Below are 17,087 nucleotides of genomic sequence, written 5' to 3'. Positions count from 1 at the left end.
AATTTTAGAATGCTGCCTGCAAGTAGCTCAATTGCCTATATGGTGAGTGATGGTAGACCAATGAATGTAATGCCCAAAATTTTGCTCAGGAGCATTAGTATTCATTATTTATAGATTGAATAGCAACTAAATACCAATTGGAAAAATAATTGCGACAGATGGATAGCTCCAAAGCTTATCTAGTTAATGTTTCATAATCTAAAATCCAATTTACGGTATAACTATTGCCATTATTACAAGTGGAAAGTTTTAGAGAATTAGAATGATCCACCAATGCCTACTTTGCCAATGCAACCTTGAAATTGTTGGTGAGGCAATTGAAGCATTGTTTTTTTGAGTATTAAACAAATTCAGTTGAATAGAATAAGTACGCAGAGCTTTCTGGAAAAATTGAAAAATGTCTGAGGCAACTTGTAAAGCAGCGTTTCTGCTTGGCTTTTTAACTGTGTTGGTGATTCGTATTTATTTTGCTCAACAGGTAAAATCTAGTAAAGTTAAAGATGACCGTAAGACCATTCCAGAAATTTTGTTGTTGCTTCTAAGCGTTCTGGGAATGTTTCTCTTACCTCTGGTTGGAGTTTTTACGCCTTGGCTAAAATTTGCGGATTATGATTTGCCAGGTTGGACAGGATGGGTTGGTACGGTTGCTTTTGGATTAGCCATCTGGATATTTTGGCGTGCCCACATAGATTTAGGATTAAACTGGTCAGCCTCTTTGGAAATTCGAGAAAATCATTCGTTGGTGGATACAGGAGTGTATCAATATATCCGACATCCCATGTATGCAGCATTCTGGTTGTGGGGAATTGCTCAAGTTCTACTTCTACACAACTGGATTTATGGGCTGTCTTACCTTGTGTCATTTGTGCCAATGTATTTCCTACGCATCCATCTAGAAGAGCAAATGATGATCGACACGTTTGGCAAGCAGTATCAAGAATACATGACTCGGACAGGGCGAGTGATTCCAAAACTTTCACAAATAGCAGGGTAATCACGCGGGAGTCTTGTTTAAAGATTCTGGAATAGCCTACTAATCAATGGTTTTAATCCAAAATCCAAAATCTAAAATTCAAAATTGGTATTAGCGGCTGACTGGATAATTATTCCCTCATGGCGGATGGAGGGGCAATTCCCCTCAAACAGCCTCAACAACTATCGCTTAGGATTTTATAGAGTATAATTTGATTTTTTAGGAGAAAATCATTACAGACAAATCTAGAAACAGGTTCAAAATGTCCAGTACAGACAAATCTAGAAACAGGTTCAAAATGTCCAGTAGTCAAGTATTTCTGTACACATAAGTAATAAGTATTGATTTATCTACGATCCGTTTCAAGCTGTTTGGTTTATAGGCGAAACAGGAGATCAGGGATATTATTATGACACATAAAATCTCTTTAAGACAGCCCAGGAATATCATTAACACAATCGCAGGTTGTTTAACCTTCTTAGCTGCTGTAACAGCTGTCAAAAGCGAAAATTCTAATGCAAAAACACTTGCTTGGATTGTGGCTGTAAGCAGTGCTGCGATCGGAATAGTCAATGAAGCCAGTTCTCATCTGTATGAAGATAATGCCAATAATCAGATAGATGCTTTTATTAAACCCAAAGATGAGAAAATTGCTGAATTAACCAAGGAAGTAGAGACCAAACTTGGAATTGAGAACCGATTACGCCTAGAGCAGTCAGTTAACAAAAAATTGTTAGATACAGTTGCCAATCTCAAGGCAGAGTTGGAAGTTTATCAAGGTAAAGCAGAAGAAGAAAAGTTATTCGCCGATGCTGTTATAGATAAGTTTTTATTCAATATCAAAGAAATTTTAAATTCCCATATAGAACAGTGTATTGAAAAATTGAAAAAATCAATAGATGCCAAACTTAGGCATATTAAAGATGAAAGAATTATCACTAGATTAAATAAATTTAAGAGTGAGCTTGACATTAAATCAATTAACTACAAAAACTTGCTCACCCAAATAGAACGCAATGAAAATCTGGGTTTTGTGAATGATACTATAGAAATTTACAGTCAAATTCACGAAGACTTAGCGTCTTTGAAAGTTAAATTTATCAGAACCTTGAATATTAGCGATCGCTTGAAATTCTACAATGCTGTCAATCAGAAACAAACCAAAAGTGGGTTAGCTAACATAGGAAATCCAAAGCCTAGCTATACCCACGTCTTAGCAAAACTAGAAGAATCAGAGCGATTAGCCGCTAAGAATGAACAATATATAAAACACGTGATTGCAGAGTTAGAAAAGGCTATGGAGCGGCTAGCTCAAAAAGAAGAGGAAATTAAAGCTCTCAAACGTCCTCAGTATTGGTCTACACCAACTCGTGACGATCAATGGTTAGCAAATATTATTATTGGTTATTTTGAACAGTTAGGAATTATTCTAGACCGCGCTCATAATGATTCCGAGCAGTGGCAAGCAACTCTCTATTTTCACATTGATAGAAATAGACGTTTAATTACAGCAAAAGACCTCAACGAACACTCGAAAAATATAGAACAGTTAGGCTATACACTCAACAGACCTGAATTCAAATTTGATAGTGAATCAGGATTAATGAGTGTTTGGGTACAAATAGCTAGTGATCCTGCTCAGAAAATCATTCCATTCATTCGGATTGCCAGGGATTGACACTCCTTTGGCTACTTACCTCAATAAACACAGAGGGTATAGGGGTGTGAGGGTATAGGAGAAAAATTGTGTTTCTTTCATTTGTTGCTTGTAGCAATCTCCGCTAACCCTTAGCGAAGCGATCGCCATCTCAAGGAAAGTTAGCAATTTTACCGTGGAAGGAGCGCGGATTCTCTGTCAGGATTCGCACTAAAGCCGCAGCTGCTTCTTCTGGACTCCTTAATATTCCTTGTTGCTGATAGCCTCGAAAAACCCGATGCAGTACTTGAGAGCCACCACCAACAGCAGTACGAGCCTGCTGTTGCATTTGCGTCTCTACTACACCAGGTCGATAGACAAAACTAGTGATTTGTGGAGCTTCAGTAGCTAGCTGTCGAGCTAGATGTTCCAGCGCCGCCTTAGCGACAGCATAGGCTCCAATTCCTGCTAAGTTGGAGGAAGCTGCACCTGAACCAACAAAAACCGCAAGACCACTACCAGCCTGCAACAGCTGTGGAACGGATTGGTGAATGAGTTGATATCCCGCCTTTAGATGAGAGTCAATAACCTCAAACCATTGATTCTCTGGTAGTTCCCACAAAAGCGGGCCTGGATTTAAAACCCCAGCGTTATGAATAAAACCATAAAAGTTTCCCAGAGATTGAGCTGTGATCACCATCTCTCGGACAGTTTGAGCAACAGCAGCATCTCCTACCACAACTTCCGCCTTTACACCCAGTCCACTCACGTGTGCTTGTGTTTCCTGTAGAGGTTCTGGTGTGCGAGCTGACAGCACCAGATTAACTCCAACACGCGCTAACTCTAACGCTAGCGCTCGACCAAGACCACGGGAAGCTCCTGTTACAATTAGGGTCTTATTTGTTAAATCCATGATCAAAAAATCGTAGGAATAACTCTTAATTTACTTATCGCAAGAACTGACCGATACTTCTTTGATGGTACAAGCCCCAGAAAAATCTGTGGAGCCAATCCAAAATCTAAAATCGAATGACTTTAGCCGAAGATTGGGCAGCTATTTAAGAAGAAAATCGAGATTGGAATTAGAGTCATATTCAACAATTGGTTCTCCGAACTTGAATAAACGCATTGTTTGCTTACCTATTAATTTCATTGATGAGCCTTCGATATTTAACATAGTTCCTTCTTTTAAGCCAACAACATAAATATCAGGATTGACAACTAAAAATTCTTTAATTCTTTTTTCTCTAGATTCTCCATTATGATTGGGAATTACTGCATCTGTATAGTGAGGATTTATTTGAAATGGAACTAGATTTAATCCGCTAAAATTTATAGGCTCAATGATTGGCATATCATTAGTGGTTTTAATTGTAGGACAAGCAACATTTGAGCCTGCACTCCATCCAATATAAGGTGTACCGTGATTTACTTTTTCTCTGATTATTTCAATAACTCGACTTTTGTGTAACCAATGAGCTAGATGAAAAGTATTTCCACCTCCGACTACTATAGCTTCTGCTTTTGCAATCAATTCATGATACTTTTCAGAGCCATAAATACTTTCGATTTGATAATCTAAATTTTTAAATATTTTTCCAACTCGTTCGGTATATTCATCATAAGTTAAGGTCACACCTGCAAAGGGTATGAACAATATTTTTTGGACAGATTCTCCTAAAAATTTTATAATTTCTTGAAGAGCATAAAATAAGTAACTTTCACCAATATTTGTTGAATTACTGAGCAACAATAATCTTTTTTTCATAAAATTCAAATTTTGATAGTATTTAATAGTTCATTTATTAGTGAACAGGCTTGAGCATCAGCTATGAGTTTCGTCAAATCAAAGATTGATTTTAATAGAACATGTATTAGTCCCAATGGTACAGTTCTTTGGCAAAATATTCTCCCTATTGCCTGACGTAATCTGCTGTGCTTAAAGGGCATAATTGCCACTACCAGATCAAAGACCGCACCAAAACAGCAACCATGTTCGCCTCTAAGCGAAGGAGACATTTGCTATGCCATCCCAAGCAGAAGACTTCACAATCGGTGTTGAAGAGGAGTATCAAATTATCAACCCTACAACGCGTGAGCTTTGTTCACGTGTGCAGCAGATTCTCCCCATTGCACAGGAAGCTCTTGGTGAAAAGGTGCAGCCTGAAGCTCAACTCTCACAAATAGAGATTGGTACACCAGTCTGTCGCACGCTCTCTGAGGTGCGCGCTTCGCTTGTACGTATGCGCCACTCAGTAATTGCAGCAGCAGCCGTTGACGGTAATCGAATCGCTGCTGCTGGAACACACCCATTTTCATCCTGGGAACAACAGCAAATTACACCCAAACAGCGTTATCAAACGCTGATGCAAGATTATCAACAGCTTACCCGCGAACTCATAATTTTTGGTTGTCATGTGCATGTTGGTATCAGCGATCGCTCTATGGCCATTAATGTGATGAACCGTGCGCGAGTATGGCTTTCCCCACTGCTGGCACTTTCTGCTTCTTCGCCCTTTTGGTTAGGTACAGATACTGGTTATGCTTCTTATCGCACTCAAATTTGGAGTAGATGGCCAATATCAGGTCCACCCTTATTTTTCTCCTCACTTGCTGAATATGAAGCGCTTGTAGAAGCTTTATTGAAAACTAAAAGTGTAGAGGAAGCGACAAAGATCTACTGGGATATACGTCTTTCTGAGCGCTTCCCGACACTAGAGTTTCGCGTCACGGATGTGTGCATGACGGTAGACGAAGCTGTGATGATTGCGGGACTAGTGCGAGCGTTAGCGCGGACTTGTTACAAGCAAGCAAAGGCAAACGAGCCGTTAAAAGTGGCACGCTACGAACTTATACGTGCTGCTAATTGGCGCGCTGCACGCTATGGATTGGATGCAGAGTTAATAGATATTGAACAAGAATGTGCTGTTCCTGCACAGGAACTAGTTAAGAGATTTCTTACCTTTGTGCGTCCATCCCTAGAAGAGTATGGAGACTGGGACGAAGTTTCAGCAATCGTGCTAGAAACAATACAACAAGGGAACAGCGCAACACGGCAGCGTGAAATATACAAACGTAGAGGAAGCTTGGAGGATGTTGTTGATTTCATTGTTGCCCAGACAGCAAAAATTTAGAGAATTTAGAAACCTAAATACAGCCGAGCTAATTCATCATTAATAATAGTTAAGTGTCCAACAGCGATTGATAGGCGAACAATCGCAGCACTAAACTGAGGTGGTAAATGATGCAAGAATTTTTGGAAGAGTCGCTCACTGAACAAGAGAGCTTATTATTACATCCTTTTATCACAAATTCGGATCGTGCTGTCTTTGGTTTGCGGAATTTGCCTGAGGTTGTCAAGGGTGCATTATTCTCCCGGTATAGCCGTAGTGATAAAAGTTTACGGCGTATTTTACTCGATGAGTTTATCAAAGCACCAGAAGCTAGTTTTGCTCGCATTGTCAGTGGAGGATCTGACAATGGTGCTGATCAATTAGTGGCGATTCAACAAGCAGAGGCTTTTTATGATCGGGTGTTGATTGGTTATGGTGATGACTCAGTAGCCGAACTAGGAGGCGCACATCTTGCCTGTGAAGGAATTAGTAATATTGCAGCAAAAGCGCTTGAAGACAGTCGTTTAGGAATTTCTCCCTTAGAGAAGTCAACAAGATATGTTCCTTTTAATCGCAAAATCAATGGACGCTACCGCTACTATCGCGAACCGTCAATTATGACATCAAGTCATGCACAGCGTTATGAGGCAACATTAGATCATTTATTCGACACTTACACTCATTTAATAGAGCCTTTGTGGAGTTGGGTACAAAAGTATACCCCTCAAGATACGACTACTTCCGAGCGAGCATATAATAATGCAACAAAAGCTAAAACTTTGGACTTGTTGCGTGGTTTACTGCCAATGGCAACTCTGACAAATGTGGGATTGTTTGGTAACGGACGCGCATTTGAGTATTTGCTAGTCAAGCTTGCTGCCTCTCCTCACCCAGAAGTGCGTACCCTTGGGGCTTCCATGCAACAAGAACTAGATCAAATCATACCTTCATTTGTTAAGCGTGCCAAAACCGAACGGGGCGCTCAATATTCCCGTTACTTATCAACCAATTGGGGACGTACACAATTATTAGCACAAAAACATTTAGGACAAATTCAGCCAGCGGCAAGCTCAACTGTGCAATTAGTTGAGTACGATCCAGATGCCGAACTCAAGATTGTTGCAGCCATCCTTTATCCCCACACTAATTTGACATTCGGGCAAATTCAAGAATACGTTGTTGGTTTATCCACCCAAGAGCGAGTAGAAATTATTAACACTTATGTAGGCGATCGCGAATCGCGATTTCATCGACCTGGACGTGCTTTTGAGGAGACCTACTACACATTTGATATGCTAGCTGATATTGGTGCCTATCGTGATCTACATCGACATCGTGTTCTCACACAAGAACGTCAACACTACTGTGTTCATCATGGGTATGTAGTGCCAACAGAACTGGAAGAAGCAAACCTTGACCAAACATACCGCAAAGCTTTGGAATATGCAGCCGAAATAACCGAATTGATTAGTCAAGATTTACCAGATGCAGCACAATATGTTGTTCCTTTCGCCTATCGAGTGCGCTGGCGAATTAAGTTGAATCTCCGGGAAGTTTATCATCTTGTGGAATTACGAAGTTCGCGACAAGGACATCCTTCTTACCGCACAGTTGCCCAACAAATATATCAGCAAATTAATGCTGTTCACCCAACATTAGTAGCTAACATGCATTTTGTAGACCTCAATGACTATGCTTTGGAACGATTAGCAGCAGAGCAAAGAATTGATACAAAATTGCAGCAATTACATCAAAGCTAAGTTTCAAGTAGCTAAGTAGAGCATCTTGAGGATTGGGGAATCAAATCTTTCTCCCAATTCCAATTCCCCACATCTTGCCTATGCAGCAGCATACTTTCCTAACTCAAATTAATCCCCTACTCAAAATTATTACTAGTATTACTATCCTGAGCATTGCCCTTATTTTGCATAATATCTGGGCAATTACTGTATTAGTGGTACCATTACTCCTACTAGTACTGATTTCGGTGCAAATCAACCTGAAAATTCTGGGGTATGTGAGCATCAGCCTGCTGTTGTTCATGGTTGTTTCCACATGGTTAAGAGACTTCAACACATCTGTTTTTAGTACCCTGCGCCTCGTCGCCATTATATTACCAACACCACTGCTAGCCAGTACAACTTCACCATCTGACTTGATTAGAGCGCTACAAGCTACACGTTTACCCAGCTTTTTAACACTCAGCTTGATGCTGATTTGGAGATTTCTACCAATAATCCAGCAAGAAACTCAGCGTATTCTAGAAGCAAATCAGTTGCGGGGAGTAGATTTGAAATTTCAACCCCAGCAATGGTTTTCTGGTTTATTTCTACCCCTGATGTTTCGGATAGTTGCCTACGCAGACGATGTTACAGTAGGTTTGGAAACTAGAGGTTACGATCCACAAGCTCTGCGCAGTAACAGCAAACCTTTAAGATGGCAATTGCAAGACACCATCTTTACTGTCAGTGTAACTGTGATGCTAGCTATTGTGGTATATACTGAATTATTTGTATAAAAAATTATGGTATCTGCTCCACCTCTCGTTGAAGTCATAGACCTTTTATTCAGGTATCCAGGCAGATCCGAACCCACGATTAAAGGTGTTAATCTTAACCTGTATCCTAGTGAAATTGTCTTGATTGCTGGGGCAACCGGCAGTGGTAAAAGTACTTTGTTAAATTGCCTGGCAGGAATTGCGCCGAATCATACAGGGGGAGAGTTAAAAGGAAAAATTTTTTATCAGGGAACAGAATTAAACGAGTGGTCAGTCAGACAGCGATCGCAATATTTTTGCACAGTACTACAAAATGTTGAGACACAAATCTTTACAGAAAAAGTCTGGGAAGAATTTGTCTTCGGTTTAGAAAACTGGAACGTTCATCCAGAAAAAATCCCACTTCTGGCAGATGCGGCACTAAGAGAATTTGGTCTAGAAGCACAAAGAAATTGGTTAATTAAACAACTCTCAGCAGGACAGAAGCAACGCCTGCTTATCGCGTGTTTATTGACAATTGGACAACCAGTGATGCTGTTAGATGAACCTCTAGCTTATATCGACGCCAAAGGTGTGGAGATGTTACTGCAACTACTAAGGACTAGAGCAGACCAAGGTCAGTCGATAATCATAATTGAGCATCGGTTAGATTTAGTCAAAAAGATATGCGATCGCTCTTATTACTTCCAAGATGGCAAGCTACAAGAGTGGAAATTAGACACACACCTCCCTATCTCCCCATCACCTCTACCCTACGGGAAGCCTATGAGCGCACGGCAGATGACGCCACGTGCTTTATGTCGGGAGAAGAGTCCACCGCAGTGGCTCCTTTATGCCGGGAAAGGAGTCCACCGCACTGCCTCGTCTACACCCCATCACCTCACCACCCCACTACCCCATCTCCCCATTTTTCTTCAGACTCACCAACTCAGTTGGGGCGGGTATCCCACTTTTCCCGATTTGGCAGTTGCAGCAGGAGAAATAGTATTGCTCAAAGGAGAAAATGGTTGCGGTAAGACAATACTACTCAAGCTAATTAGCGGATTACTCAAACCAGACACAGGCAAACTAGAAATTCTGGGTAGAGATATGATCAAACGTAGCGTTGTTCAGATTGCCAAATATATTGGTTTTGTGCTTCAAAACCCTAATCACCAGCTATTTGCTGACAGTGTAAGTGCAGAAATTCTCCAACCAGGAGTAGCACCAGAGGTTGCTAACTCTCTACTATCACAATTAAATTTAAGCGAATTAGCACACAAACATCCCCAGTCCCTTTCTCAAGGACAAAAAAGGCGTTTAGCACTAGGTGCTGTTTTAGCAAGACAACCGAAAATCTGCCTCCTAGATGAAATTATGGTTGGACAAGATCCACATTCCTTATCCTTAATGCTGAATGTTCTCATAAACTTTACCCAGCAGGGAAATGCCCTAATACTCACCTCTCACGTTCCCTTACCAGCAGGAGATTTTCAAGTAAAAGTGTTAGTAGTTAGTACAGACGCGATGTTCCTCGCGTCTGTACAATAGTGGTTAGTAGTTAGTGGTTAGTAGTTAGTGGTTAGTAGTTAGTTGTTAGTTGTTAGTTGTTAGTTGTTAGTAGTTAGTAGTTAGTTGTTAGTTGTTAGTTGTTAGTTGTTAGTAGTTAGTAGTTAGTAGTTAGTAGTTAGTTGTTAGTTGTTAGTTGTTAGTTGTTAGTTGTTAGTGGTTGGTTATTCTCCTCACACTCCCCATTGCCCCTAATCCCCACTCCCCTAAGGGAGTGGGGACCCCGAGTTCCCCACCTCCCTAATCTCCCAGTTCCAACCTTCCTCGATAGCCAGTTATAAGTCGGCTACCATCTTTAAAAATATGAATTTCGATCTGATCGCTTGCCCAAGAAATGTTATCTTTCAAAGCTGGGTTAAAGACGTGAACCCGTTGGTTGCTAGATGAAACAGGAGAGTCAGGTGAGTTTAACGCTAGTGATTGAACGTAGGGGCCATCAATGAGAATATCTAACTGGTCTAATAGTTCTTGAGAGCCAGCAGGAGCATATTCAGATTGTAATTGTTCCAAAGTAAAACCACTAAATGACATCACGTTCAATCCAGCCGCTTTCACTGTGCGAGCCAGATTTGCTAGTGCGGCCGCTTGCCAGAAAGGTTCACCACCAGAAAAAGTTACACCTTGATTGCGAGGATTACTGAGAATTTTTTCCGCCAGACTATCTACAGACACAAGTTGATTGATTTCAAAAGACCAAGATTCTGTATTAAAACAACCTGGACATTCCCGCAAGCACCCTTGTACCCAAATTACAGCACGACATCCAGGGCCATTCACTTCAGATTCATCCACATAGCCCATAATATTGAGATATCCGGCGGGAATCTGCATCAGTGCCATGTATGAGTCGGTTTTATTTTGAGTCATAGTTGTTTCTCTGTAACGAATGTATATACGTCAGTTAATTTGCTGTTATTTAGAAAACTGCACCAAGTCTTTTTCAAGATGCAACTGCGGTTGACAGAGTACTATTTGCAGGCTACAGGTAAAAGGTGAGGAACTCGTGAAGAAGGTGGGGAACTCGGGGTCCCCACTCCCCTAAGGGAGTGGGGATTAGGGGTAATGGGGAGATGGGGAGTATGAAGAGTATGGGGAGTGTGAGGAGTATGAGGAGTAATAAACCACTAACCACTACCCACTAATGTACAGACGTGATGTTCCTCGCGTCTCTACCCACTAACCACTAACTACTAACTACTAACTACCAACAACCAATAACTAACCATTCTTAATTTATCGATGTGTATTTATGTTTAACTGTGATTTGAGACACAGAAACTGAAGGGCTGGGAAATACGATAGATTTTGCCTAAGTAGGTAATACCCAATCCTCAATCATCAACCCCTAGCCCCTAAAATCTTCGTTAATCTCTGCCTTATGCATCTCCCAACAGCCTATGCTAGATAGTCGGGCCAGCCACTGTGAATGTTTTTGTTCAACGGTAAGAACTAATTCAAAAAAAGGACAAAGATATAGATGATTGATACTGCCATTGAAGCAATTGTGGCTCGCGAAATTCTTGACTCGCGGGGTAGACCAACAGTAGAAGCAGAAGTACATTTGGTTAATGGTGCTGTGGGAGTGGCGCAGGTTCCGAGTGGTGCGTCAACAGGCACTTTTGAAGCCCACGAACTACGGGATGGAGACAAAAGCCGTTATGGGGGTAAAGGAGTACTCAAGGCAGTGCAAAATGTTAAGGATATAATTGCCCCAAAATTACTACACATGGATGCCCTGAATCAGGAACTCCTTGACCGCACGATGATCACTCTTGATGGTTCTCCTAACAAATCTCATTTGGGTGCTAATGCGATTTTGGCAGTTTCCCTAGCAGCAGCCAAAGCAGGAGCTGAGTCTTTAGATATTCCCTTGTATCGTTATTTGGGTGGGCCTTTGGCGAATTTGTTGCCTGTGCCATTAATGAATGTAATTAATGGTGGCGCCCATGCGGCGAACAATGTGGATTTTCAAGAGTTTATGATTGTTCCAATTGGGGCGTTTTCTTTCCGAGAAGCGTTGCGATGGGGTGCGGAGGTGTTCTCCACCCTCAGCCAGGTTTTAGATGAGAAGGGTTTACTCACTGGTGTGGGGGATGAAGGTGGTTTTGCACCTAATTTGGAGTCCAATCAAGTGGCTTTAGAGTTGCTGGTTGCTGCGATTGAAAAAGCTGGCTACAAGCCAGGAAAACAAGTGGCTTTGGCGTTGGATGTGGCTGCTAGTGAGTTTTACAAAGATGGACAGTATGTCTATGATAGAAAGCCCCACTCACCATCTGAGTTTATTGACTATCTTGGACAACTAGTTGACCAATATCCAATTGTCTCAATTGAAGACGGCTTACACGAGGAAGACTGGCAAAATTGGCAGTTACTCACCCAGAAGTTGGGCGATCGCGTCCAGTTGGTGGGAGATGATTTATTTGTCACGAATGCTACTCGCTTGCAAAAAGGCATTGATTTCAAAGCTGGTAACGCAATTCTGATTAAACTCAATCAAATTGGTTCGCTAACGGAAACTTTGGAAACAATCGACTTGGGGACTCGTAATGGCTTCCGGTCGTTGATTAGCCATCGATCTGGTGAAACCGAAGACACAACTATTGCTGATCTCGCTGTCGCGACTCGTGCTGGTCAAATCAAAACTGGTTCTCTGTGTCGCAGCGAACGGGTGGCAAAATACAACCGCCTGCTGCGAATTGAAGATGAATTAGGCGATCGCGCGGTATACGCAGGTGTAGTGGGTATGGGGCCAAAGTAGTTAGTAGTTAGTTGTTAGTAGTTAGTTGTTGGTTGTTTACCACTAACTACTAACCACTAACCATTAACTCTAATTATGGATAAAATCCCAACTTTGGTAATCCCAAGGTTTCATCCCAACTCATCATAATATTCATACACTGAATTGCTTGACCTGCCTGCCCTTTGATGAGGTTGTCAATTGCTGACATCACGATCGCTCTACCTGTACGTGGGTCAACTTCTATACCTATGTAACAAAGATTACTTCCACAAGCCCATTTGGTTTGAGGGTAAATGCCAGGGTCGCAAATTTTTACCCAAGCAGAGTTACGGTAAAAGGCTCTGTAAATGGTAATTAAGTCATCTCTGACCAAGCCAGGATCGCGTAAGGATGCATACACTGTAGATAGGATGCCGCGTACCATTGGGATCAAATGTGGAGTAAATTGGATGGTGAGTTCGTGACCGGCAAGTTCACTGCAAATCTGCTCAATTTCCGGTGTATGGCGGTGACGGGCGACACCATAGGCTGCCAGGGAGTTATCTGCTTCGGCTAATAACATATTGATTTTGGCTTCCCGTCCACCACCCGATGTGCCAGATTTAGCATCAATAATGGCTGTTTCGGGGATGATTAATCCTTGTTTGAGGAGTGGAGATAGTGCGAGGAGGCTGGCGGTAGGATAGCAACCGGGACAGCCTACTAACTGGGCTTCCGCAATGCGATCGCGATAGAGTTCTGGTAGTCCATACACTGCCATTGCCGCAGTAGCAGTATCTTGTCGTTGTTTACCGTACCAAGCAGTATAAGTTGCCAAGTTACTAAACCGATAATCAGCACTCAAATCAAGTACCTTACATCCTTTCTCTAGCAATTTTGGAGCCATTTGGCAAGCCAGACCATTCGGCACAGATAGAAAAACTATTTCACAACGGTGAGCAATAATTTCTGCATCTACCGCTTCTATCGATAAATTGACTGTATGAGCCAGATGTGGATATATATCCGCAAACGGCTTGCCAGCAGTGCTATCACCACCTAAATAAACAAGCTCTACTTCTGGATGATCCATCAGTAGACGCACCAGCTGAACTCCACCATAACCTGACGCGCCTACAATCCCAACGGGTACGCGTCTCAAATTGCCCATGATTATAAGATCCTTATCCGTTTTTGGTTAACCTGTTGTCAGTTCTCAACAATCCACACTTTAGCTCAAAGCTATTAGCTCTTAGCATAAGACGGTTGAAGGTTGAATGCTAACCCCTGATGATTTTTGAACTGTTACTGAAAATTTAAGTACTAAAACCTAATTTTAGCGGCAGACTTTTTCGCAGTGTTATATGAAAAAATAGGAAGTTAGATGAATTTTATTCATCTGTAACTGTCTTTGCAATCAGTTAGCAATAGCATTGCTATGATACCTGTCTACAGTATATGTGGTTGACATATCTTACCAGACAGTAAAAATTTTGCTCGAGTAGTCCACCAGCGAATAAAGCTAGAATCATTTTATGAATACTACTTGTGTGTGTATTCAATTCATAGTTATCTATCTATGCTAGGTGCAAAAGACTATATTATACCAGAGCAACACTCAAAGCCTCCTGTTGCACTCTCTAATTCTTGACTTTAGTAATAGTCTCAACTAATCCTTGCTTATCTAAGCTTCTACCCTTCTAAAGGGAGTACAATTTGAAAAACAGGATTTGTTAAAAAAATTTACGTTTGGTAGCTAAAATCTGTGTCTCAGATCAAGACAACTTCAACCCAAGCCTTTGAATTTGATGCGATTGACGCCGCTTTGGCAGATTTGAAAGCAGGCCGCGTCATTGTGGTAGTAGATGACGAAAACCGAGAAAATGAAGGTGATTTAGTTTGTGCCGCCCAATTCGCGACTCCAGACACAATCAATTTTATGGCGGTAGAAGCGCGGGGGTTGATTTGTCTGGCGATGACGGGCGATCGCCTTGATGAATTAGACTTACCTTTGATGGTAAGTAATATTACAGATCCAAATCAGACTGCTTTCACTGTCAGTATCGATGCTGGACCTCATTTAGGAGTAACAACTGGTATATCAGCAGAAGACCGCGCCCGGACAATTCAAGTTGCCATTAATCCAAGTACCACAGCTTCTGATTTGCGTCGTCCCGGTCATATTTTCCCGATTCGTGCTAGGGAAGGTGGTGTACTAAAACGGGCAGGACATACAGAAGCAGCAGTCGATTTATCTAGACTTGCTGGTTTATATCCGGCTGGGGTAATTTGTGAGATTCAAAATCCTGATGGCTCAATGGCACGGTTGCCTCAGTTAATCCAATATGCTAAACATCATAAGCTAAAAATTATTAGTATTGCGGATTTAATCAGCTACCGCCTCCAACACGATCGCATTGTAATTCGGGAAACGGTTGCCGATTTACCCACTCAGTTTGGTCTTTTCCAAATCTACGCTTATCGCCACACATTAGACAACACCGAACACGTTGCCATTGTCAAGGGAGATCCCTGCCAATTTGATGACCACCCGGTGATGGTGCGGATGCATTCTGAATGTTTAACAGGGGATGCATTGGGTTCTCTGCGTTGTGACTGTCGGATGCAACTACAAGCAGCCTTGAAAATGATTGAAAATGCAGGTCAAGGTGTTGTAGTATACCTACGGCAAGAAGGACGGGGAATTGGACTAATTAATAAATTAAAAGCCTACTCGTTGCAGGACATGGGGCTAGATACTGTTGAAGCTAACGAACGTTTAGGATTTCCCGCCGATTTGCGTGACTATGGTATGGGCGCACAAATTCTAATGGATTTGGGTGTACATAAAATACGTTTGATTACTAATAATCCCCGGAAAATTGCGGGGTTAAAAGGTTATAGCTTGGAAGTAGTTGATCGTGTGCCATTATTAATTGAGGCTAATGACTACAACTCCTATTACTTAACCACAAAAGCGAAAAAGCTGGGTCACATGTTGTTGCAGACATATTTAGTCACAATGGCTATCCACTGGGAAGATGACCCGCAAGCAGTTACTGAACGCTACGAACGCTTGGAAAAACTCCGGCATTTAGCAAAAACTCATGATTTATTGTTACAAGAAGAAGCACGTCCTTTAGCGATCGCCCTATTTGACAAGCCATCTTTAACAGTACATTTGGGATTTGACCAACCGCGACTAGCAACCCATGACTGGTACAAACAAAAAAATCATCCTTATGTGCAAGCGATCGGACAAATTCTTGATTATCTTGTGAATTTACCTTATGTACAAAAGTTGGAATTTTTGATTTCTCCTGGTGTTGATCCCCTGAGTAATCTACAAGTGCAATTAGATCGCCAGACTTTCTCGGCAGATATTTTACCTTCATCAATTTGTTGTGACCATTTGGAGACACAGAAAATATACAGTTTTAGTTAGTTATTAGTGGTTAGGAATCAGTGTAGACGCGTAGGGTTTGCCGCAGGCTACAGTGAACAGTTAACAGTCAGTAATATAATTTGATAACTGATCACTAATAACTGATGACTGAATTACGAAATCTGCTGACGAAAAGAGTGAAGTAACTTAAAAAACTTATCAAAATCAAAACTGCGGGGATCAATTCTTGTACCCGAACGATCCACAGCTCGATGGGTAGTAATGCGCTCATCTGGAACGCTACTCTGAGCAATTAACCAAGCAAGAGAATAGTATTGGGCATCAGTATAACCAATGTGATATGGTTCTTTGTTGCGACCCTCTGGTGGGGTTTCTAAAGAGACGTGGTAAGCAAAATTATTCACAGATGGTTCTAAACCAGGATTAGTTTGTACAGTTTCTGGTCCATTTGGCCCATCAAAAACTGAGTTACCAGCACCAAAAGCGCGTTTATCGGGTGGGACTATATAAATAATTGTTCCATCTAAAGTAATTAAGCTATGGTAACTTACTTGCTTATCTTGATCACTATGGACTGTTTGAAAGGTATTAATCGCACTTGATGCTGAATTGGCAGTTTCATGAAGTACTATAATTGCCTGATTGTTAACTGGTACACCATTAACATCTGTAATAAAACGTTCTCCATAATTGCTTGGGTTGGCTAAGGCAATTTCGTAACTAGGGGTATATTGTTTAAAAGCTTTAGTTACTTTGAATGAATATTGAGGAATATTTTGCAGTTTGTCTGCTTGGTTATTTGTTGATGCAAATTTGTCACCAGAAACCGTATTCACTGATGGTTTAGGAGAACTTTGCAGTTTATCTGCTTGTTTTTTCTTGGACTCAACTTTGGGAGTGGGACTAGTATTTGTTAATGATTTGGACAAATCTTGCACTTCCTCTTGTTGCTCTTGTGCTGCTTGTAGTTGGACTTTGGCTGGACTCCAAGCAGCAGGATCTACATCTGAATTTGATGAGATACTGCTATTTTGCTGTAACTTCGCTCTCCCAAGTACAAGAACAATAGTTAAAGAAATAAGCATCAAAGAAATTATTAGCAATCTTTTGATCCAGACGCTAAAACTCATAGGTTTAAAAATAAAAATATTGCTTAAATTTATACTAATATATTCGTTTAAGTAGAAAATTAAGT

The 17,087-nt window shown here is 41.3% G+C and carries 13 protein-coding genes; 8 read left to right on the top strand and 5 right to left on the bottom strand.

The genetic code is table 11. The features are described 5' to 3' along the window. Positions 1-397 precede the first annotated feature (397 nt). Positions 398-994, top strand: a complete 597-nt coding sequence (locus RS893_RS17600) for a protein-S-isoprenylcysteine O-methyltransferase (protein ID WP_315786096.1) — start codon at positions 398-400, stop codon at positions 992-994. Positions 995-1,382: 388 nt separating this feature from the next. Further along, complete coding sequence (locus tag RS893_RS17595) at positions 1,383-2,651, top strand: hypothetical protein (RefSeq protein WP_315786093.1); 1,269 nt, start codon at positions 1,383-1,385, stop codon at positions 2,649-2,651. A 130-nt stretch (positions 2,652-2,781) separates the two neighbouring features. On the opposite strand, the gene RS893_RS17590 is transcribed toward RS893_RS17595, so the two are convergent. Together RS893_RS17590 and pepE are read right to left on the bottom strand one after the other, a co-directional pair. After that, entirely contained in the window at positions 2,782-3,522 is a 741-nt protein-coding gene (locus RS893_RS17590) for an SDR family NAD(P)-dependent oxidoreductase (RefSeq protein WP_315786090.1), read from the bottom strand. Positions 3,523-3,663: 141 nt separating this feature from the next. Next, the gene (pepE, locus tag RS893_RS17585) at positions 3,664-4,377 is read right to left on the bottom strand and encodes a dipeptidase PepE (RefSeq protein ID WP_315786088.1); all 714 of its coding nucleotides are present in this window, start codon (positions 4,375-4,377) and stop codon (positions 3,664-3,666) included. Positions 4,378-4,633: 256 nt separating this feature from the next. Between pepE and RS893_RS17580 the strand changes: the two genes are divergently transcribed. The 4 genes from RS893_RS17580 to RS893_RS17565 all read left to right on the top strand — a co-directional run bounded on the left by RS893_RS17580 (position 4,634) and on the right by RS893_RS17565 (position 9,749). After that, positions 4,634-5,743, top strand: a complete 1,110-nt coding sequence (locus RS893_RS17580) for a carboxylate-amine ligase (RefSeq protein WP_315786085.1) — start codon at positions 4,634-4,636, stop codon at positions 5,741-5,743. Positions 5,744-5,853: 110 nt separating this feature from the next. Continuing rightward, the gene (locus RS893_RS17575) at positions 5,854-7,482 is read left to right on the top strand and encodes an FAD-dependent thymidylate synthase (protein ID WP_315792008.1); all 1,629 of its coding nucleotides are present in this window, start codon (positions 5,854-5,856) and stop codon (positions 7,480-7,482) included. An 80-nt stretch (positions 7,483-7,562) separates the two neighbouring features. After that, positions 7,563-8,240 carry an energy-coupling factor transporter transmembrane component T gene (locus RS893_RS17570; RefSeq protein ID WP_315786082.1) on the top strand — a complete coding sequence of 226 codons (678 nt, stop codon included), beginning with the start codon at positions 7,563-7,565 and terminating at the stop codon, positions 8,238-8,240. A 6-nt stretch (positions 8,241-8,246) separates the two neighbouring features. Next, complete coding sequence (locus RS893_RS17565; protein WP_315786078.1) at positions 8,247-9,749, top strand: ABC transporter ATP-binding protein; 1,503 nt, start codon at positions 8,247-8,249, stop codon at positions 9,747-9,749. A 258-nt stretch (positions 9,750-10,007) separates the two neighbouring features. Here the strand turns inward: RS893_RS17565 and RS893_RS17560 are convergent, their stop codons facing one another. Next, the gene (locus RS893_RS17560; RefSeq protein ID WP_315786075.1) at positions 10,008-10,634 is read right to left on the bottom strand and encodes a 4Fe-4S single cluster domain-containing protein; all 627 of its coding nucleotides are present in this window, start codon (positions 10,632-10,634) and stop codon (positions 10,008-10,010) included. Between the two features lie 610 nt (positions 10,635-11,244). Between RS893_RS17560 and eno the strand changes: the two genes are divergently transcribed. Continuing rightward, the gene (gene eno / locus RS893_RS17555) at positions 11,245-12,525 is read left to right on the top strand and encodes a phosphopyruvate hydratase (RefSeq protein ID WP_315786073.1); all 1,281 of its coding nucleotides are present in this window, start codon (positions 11,245-11,247) and stop codon (positions 12,523-12,525) included. Between the two features lie 73 nt (positions 12,526-12,598). Here the strand turns inward: eno and argC are convergent, their stop codons facing one another. Then, positions 12,599-13,657: an N-acetyl-gamma-glutamyl-phosphate reductase gene (argC, locus tag RS893_RS17550; RefSeq protein ID WP_315786071.1), complete on the bottom strand. Its 1,059-nt coding sequence runs from the start codon at positions 13,655-13,657 to the stop codon at positions 12,599-12,601. Between the two features lie 594 nt (positions 13,658-14,251). Here argC and ribBA point away from each other — a divergent pair. Beyond that, on the top strand, positions 14,252-15,931 hold the full coding sequence (ribBA, locus tag RS893_RS17545; protein WP_315786068.1) for a bifunctional 3,4-dihydroxy-2-butanone-4-phosphate synthase/GTP cyclohydrolase II: 1,680 nt from the start codon (positions 14,252-14,254) through the stop codon (positions 15,929-15,931). A gap of 113 nt (positions 15,932-16,044) precedes the next feature. On the opposite strand, the gene RS893_RS17540 is transcribed toward ribBA, so the two are convergent. After that, positions 16,045-17,022, bottom strand: a complete 978-nt coding sequence (locus RS893_RS17540) for a peptidoglycan recognition family protein (protein WP_315786065.1) — start codon at positions 17,020-17,022, stop codon at positions 16,045-16,047. Between the last annotated feature and the right edge of the window lie 65 nt (positions 17,023-17,087).

Origin of the sequence: Fischerella sp. JS2 (assembly GCF_032393985.1) — a bacterium.
Lineage (GTDB): Bacteria > Cyanobacteriota > Cyanobacteriia > Cyanobacteriales > Nostocaceae > Fischerella.
Note: the sequence above shows the minus strand (reverse complement) of the source record. Positions and strands in the feature narration are given on the sequence as shown.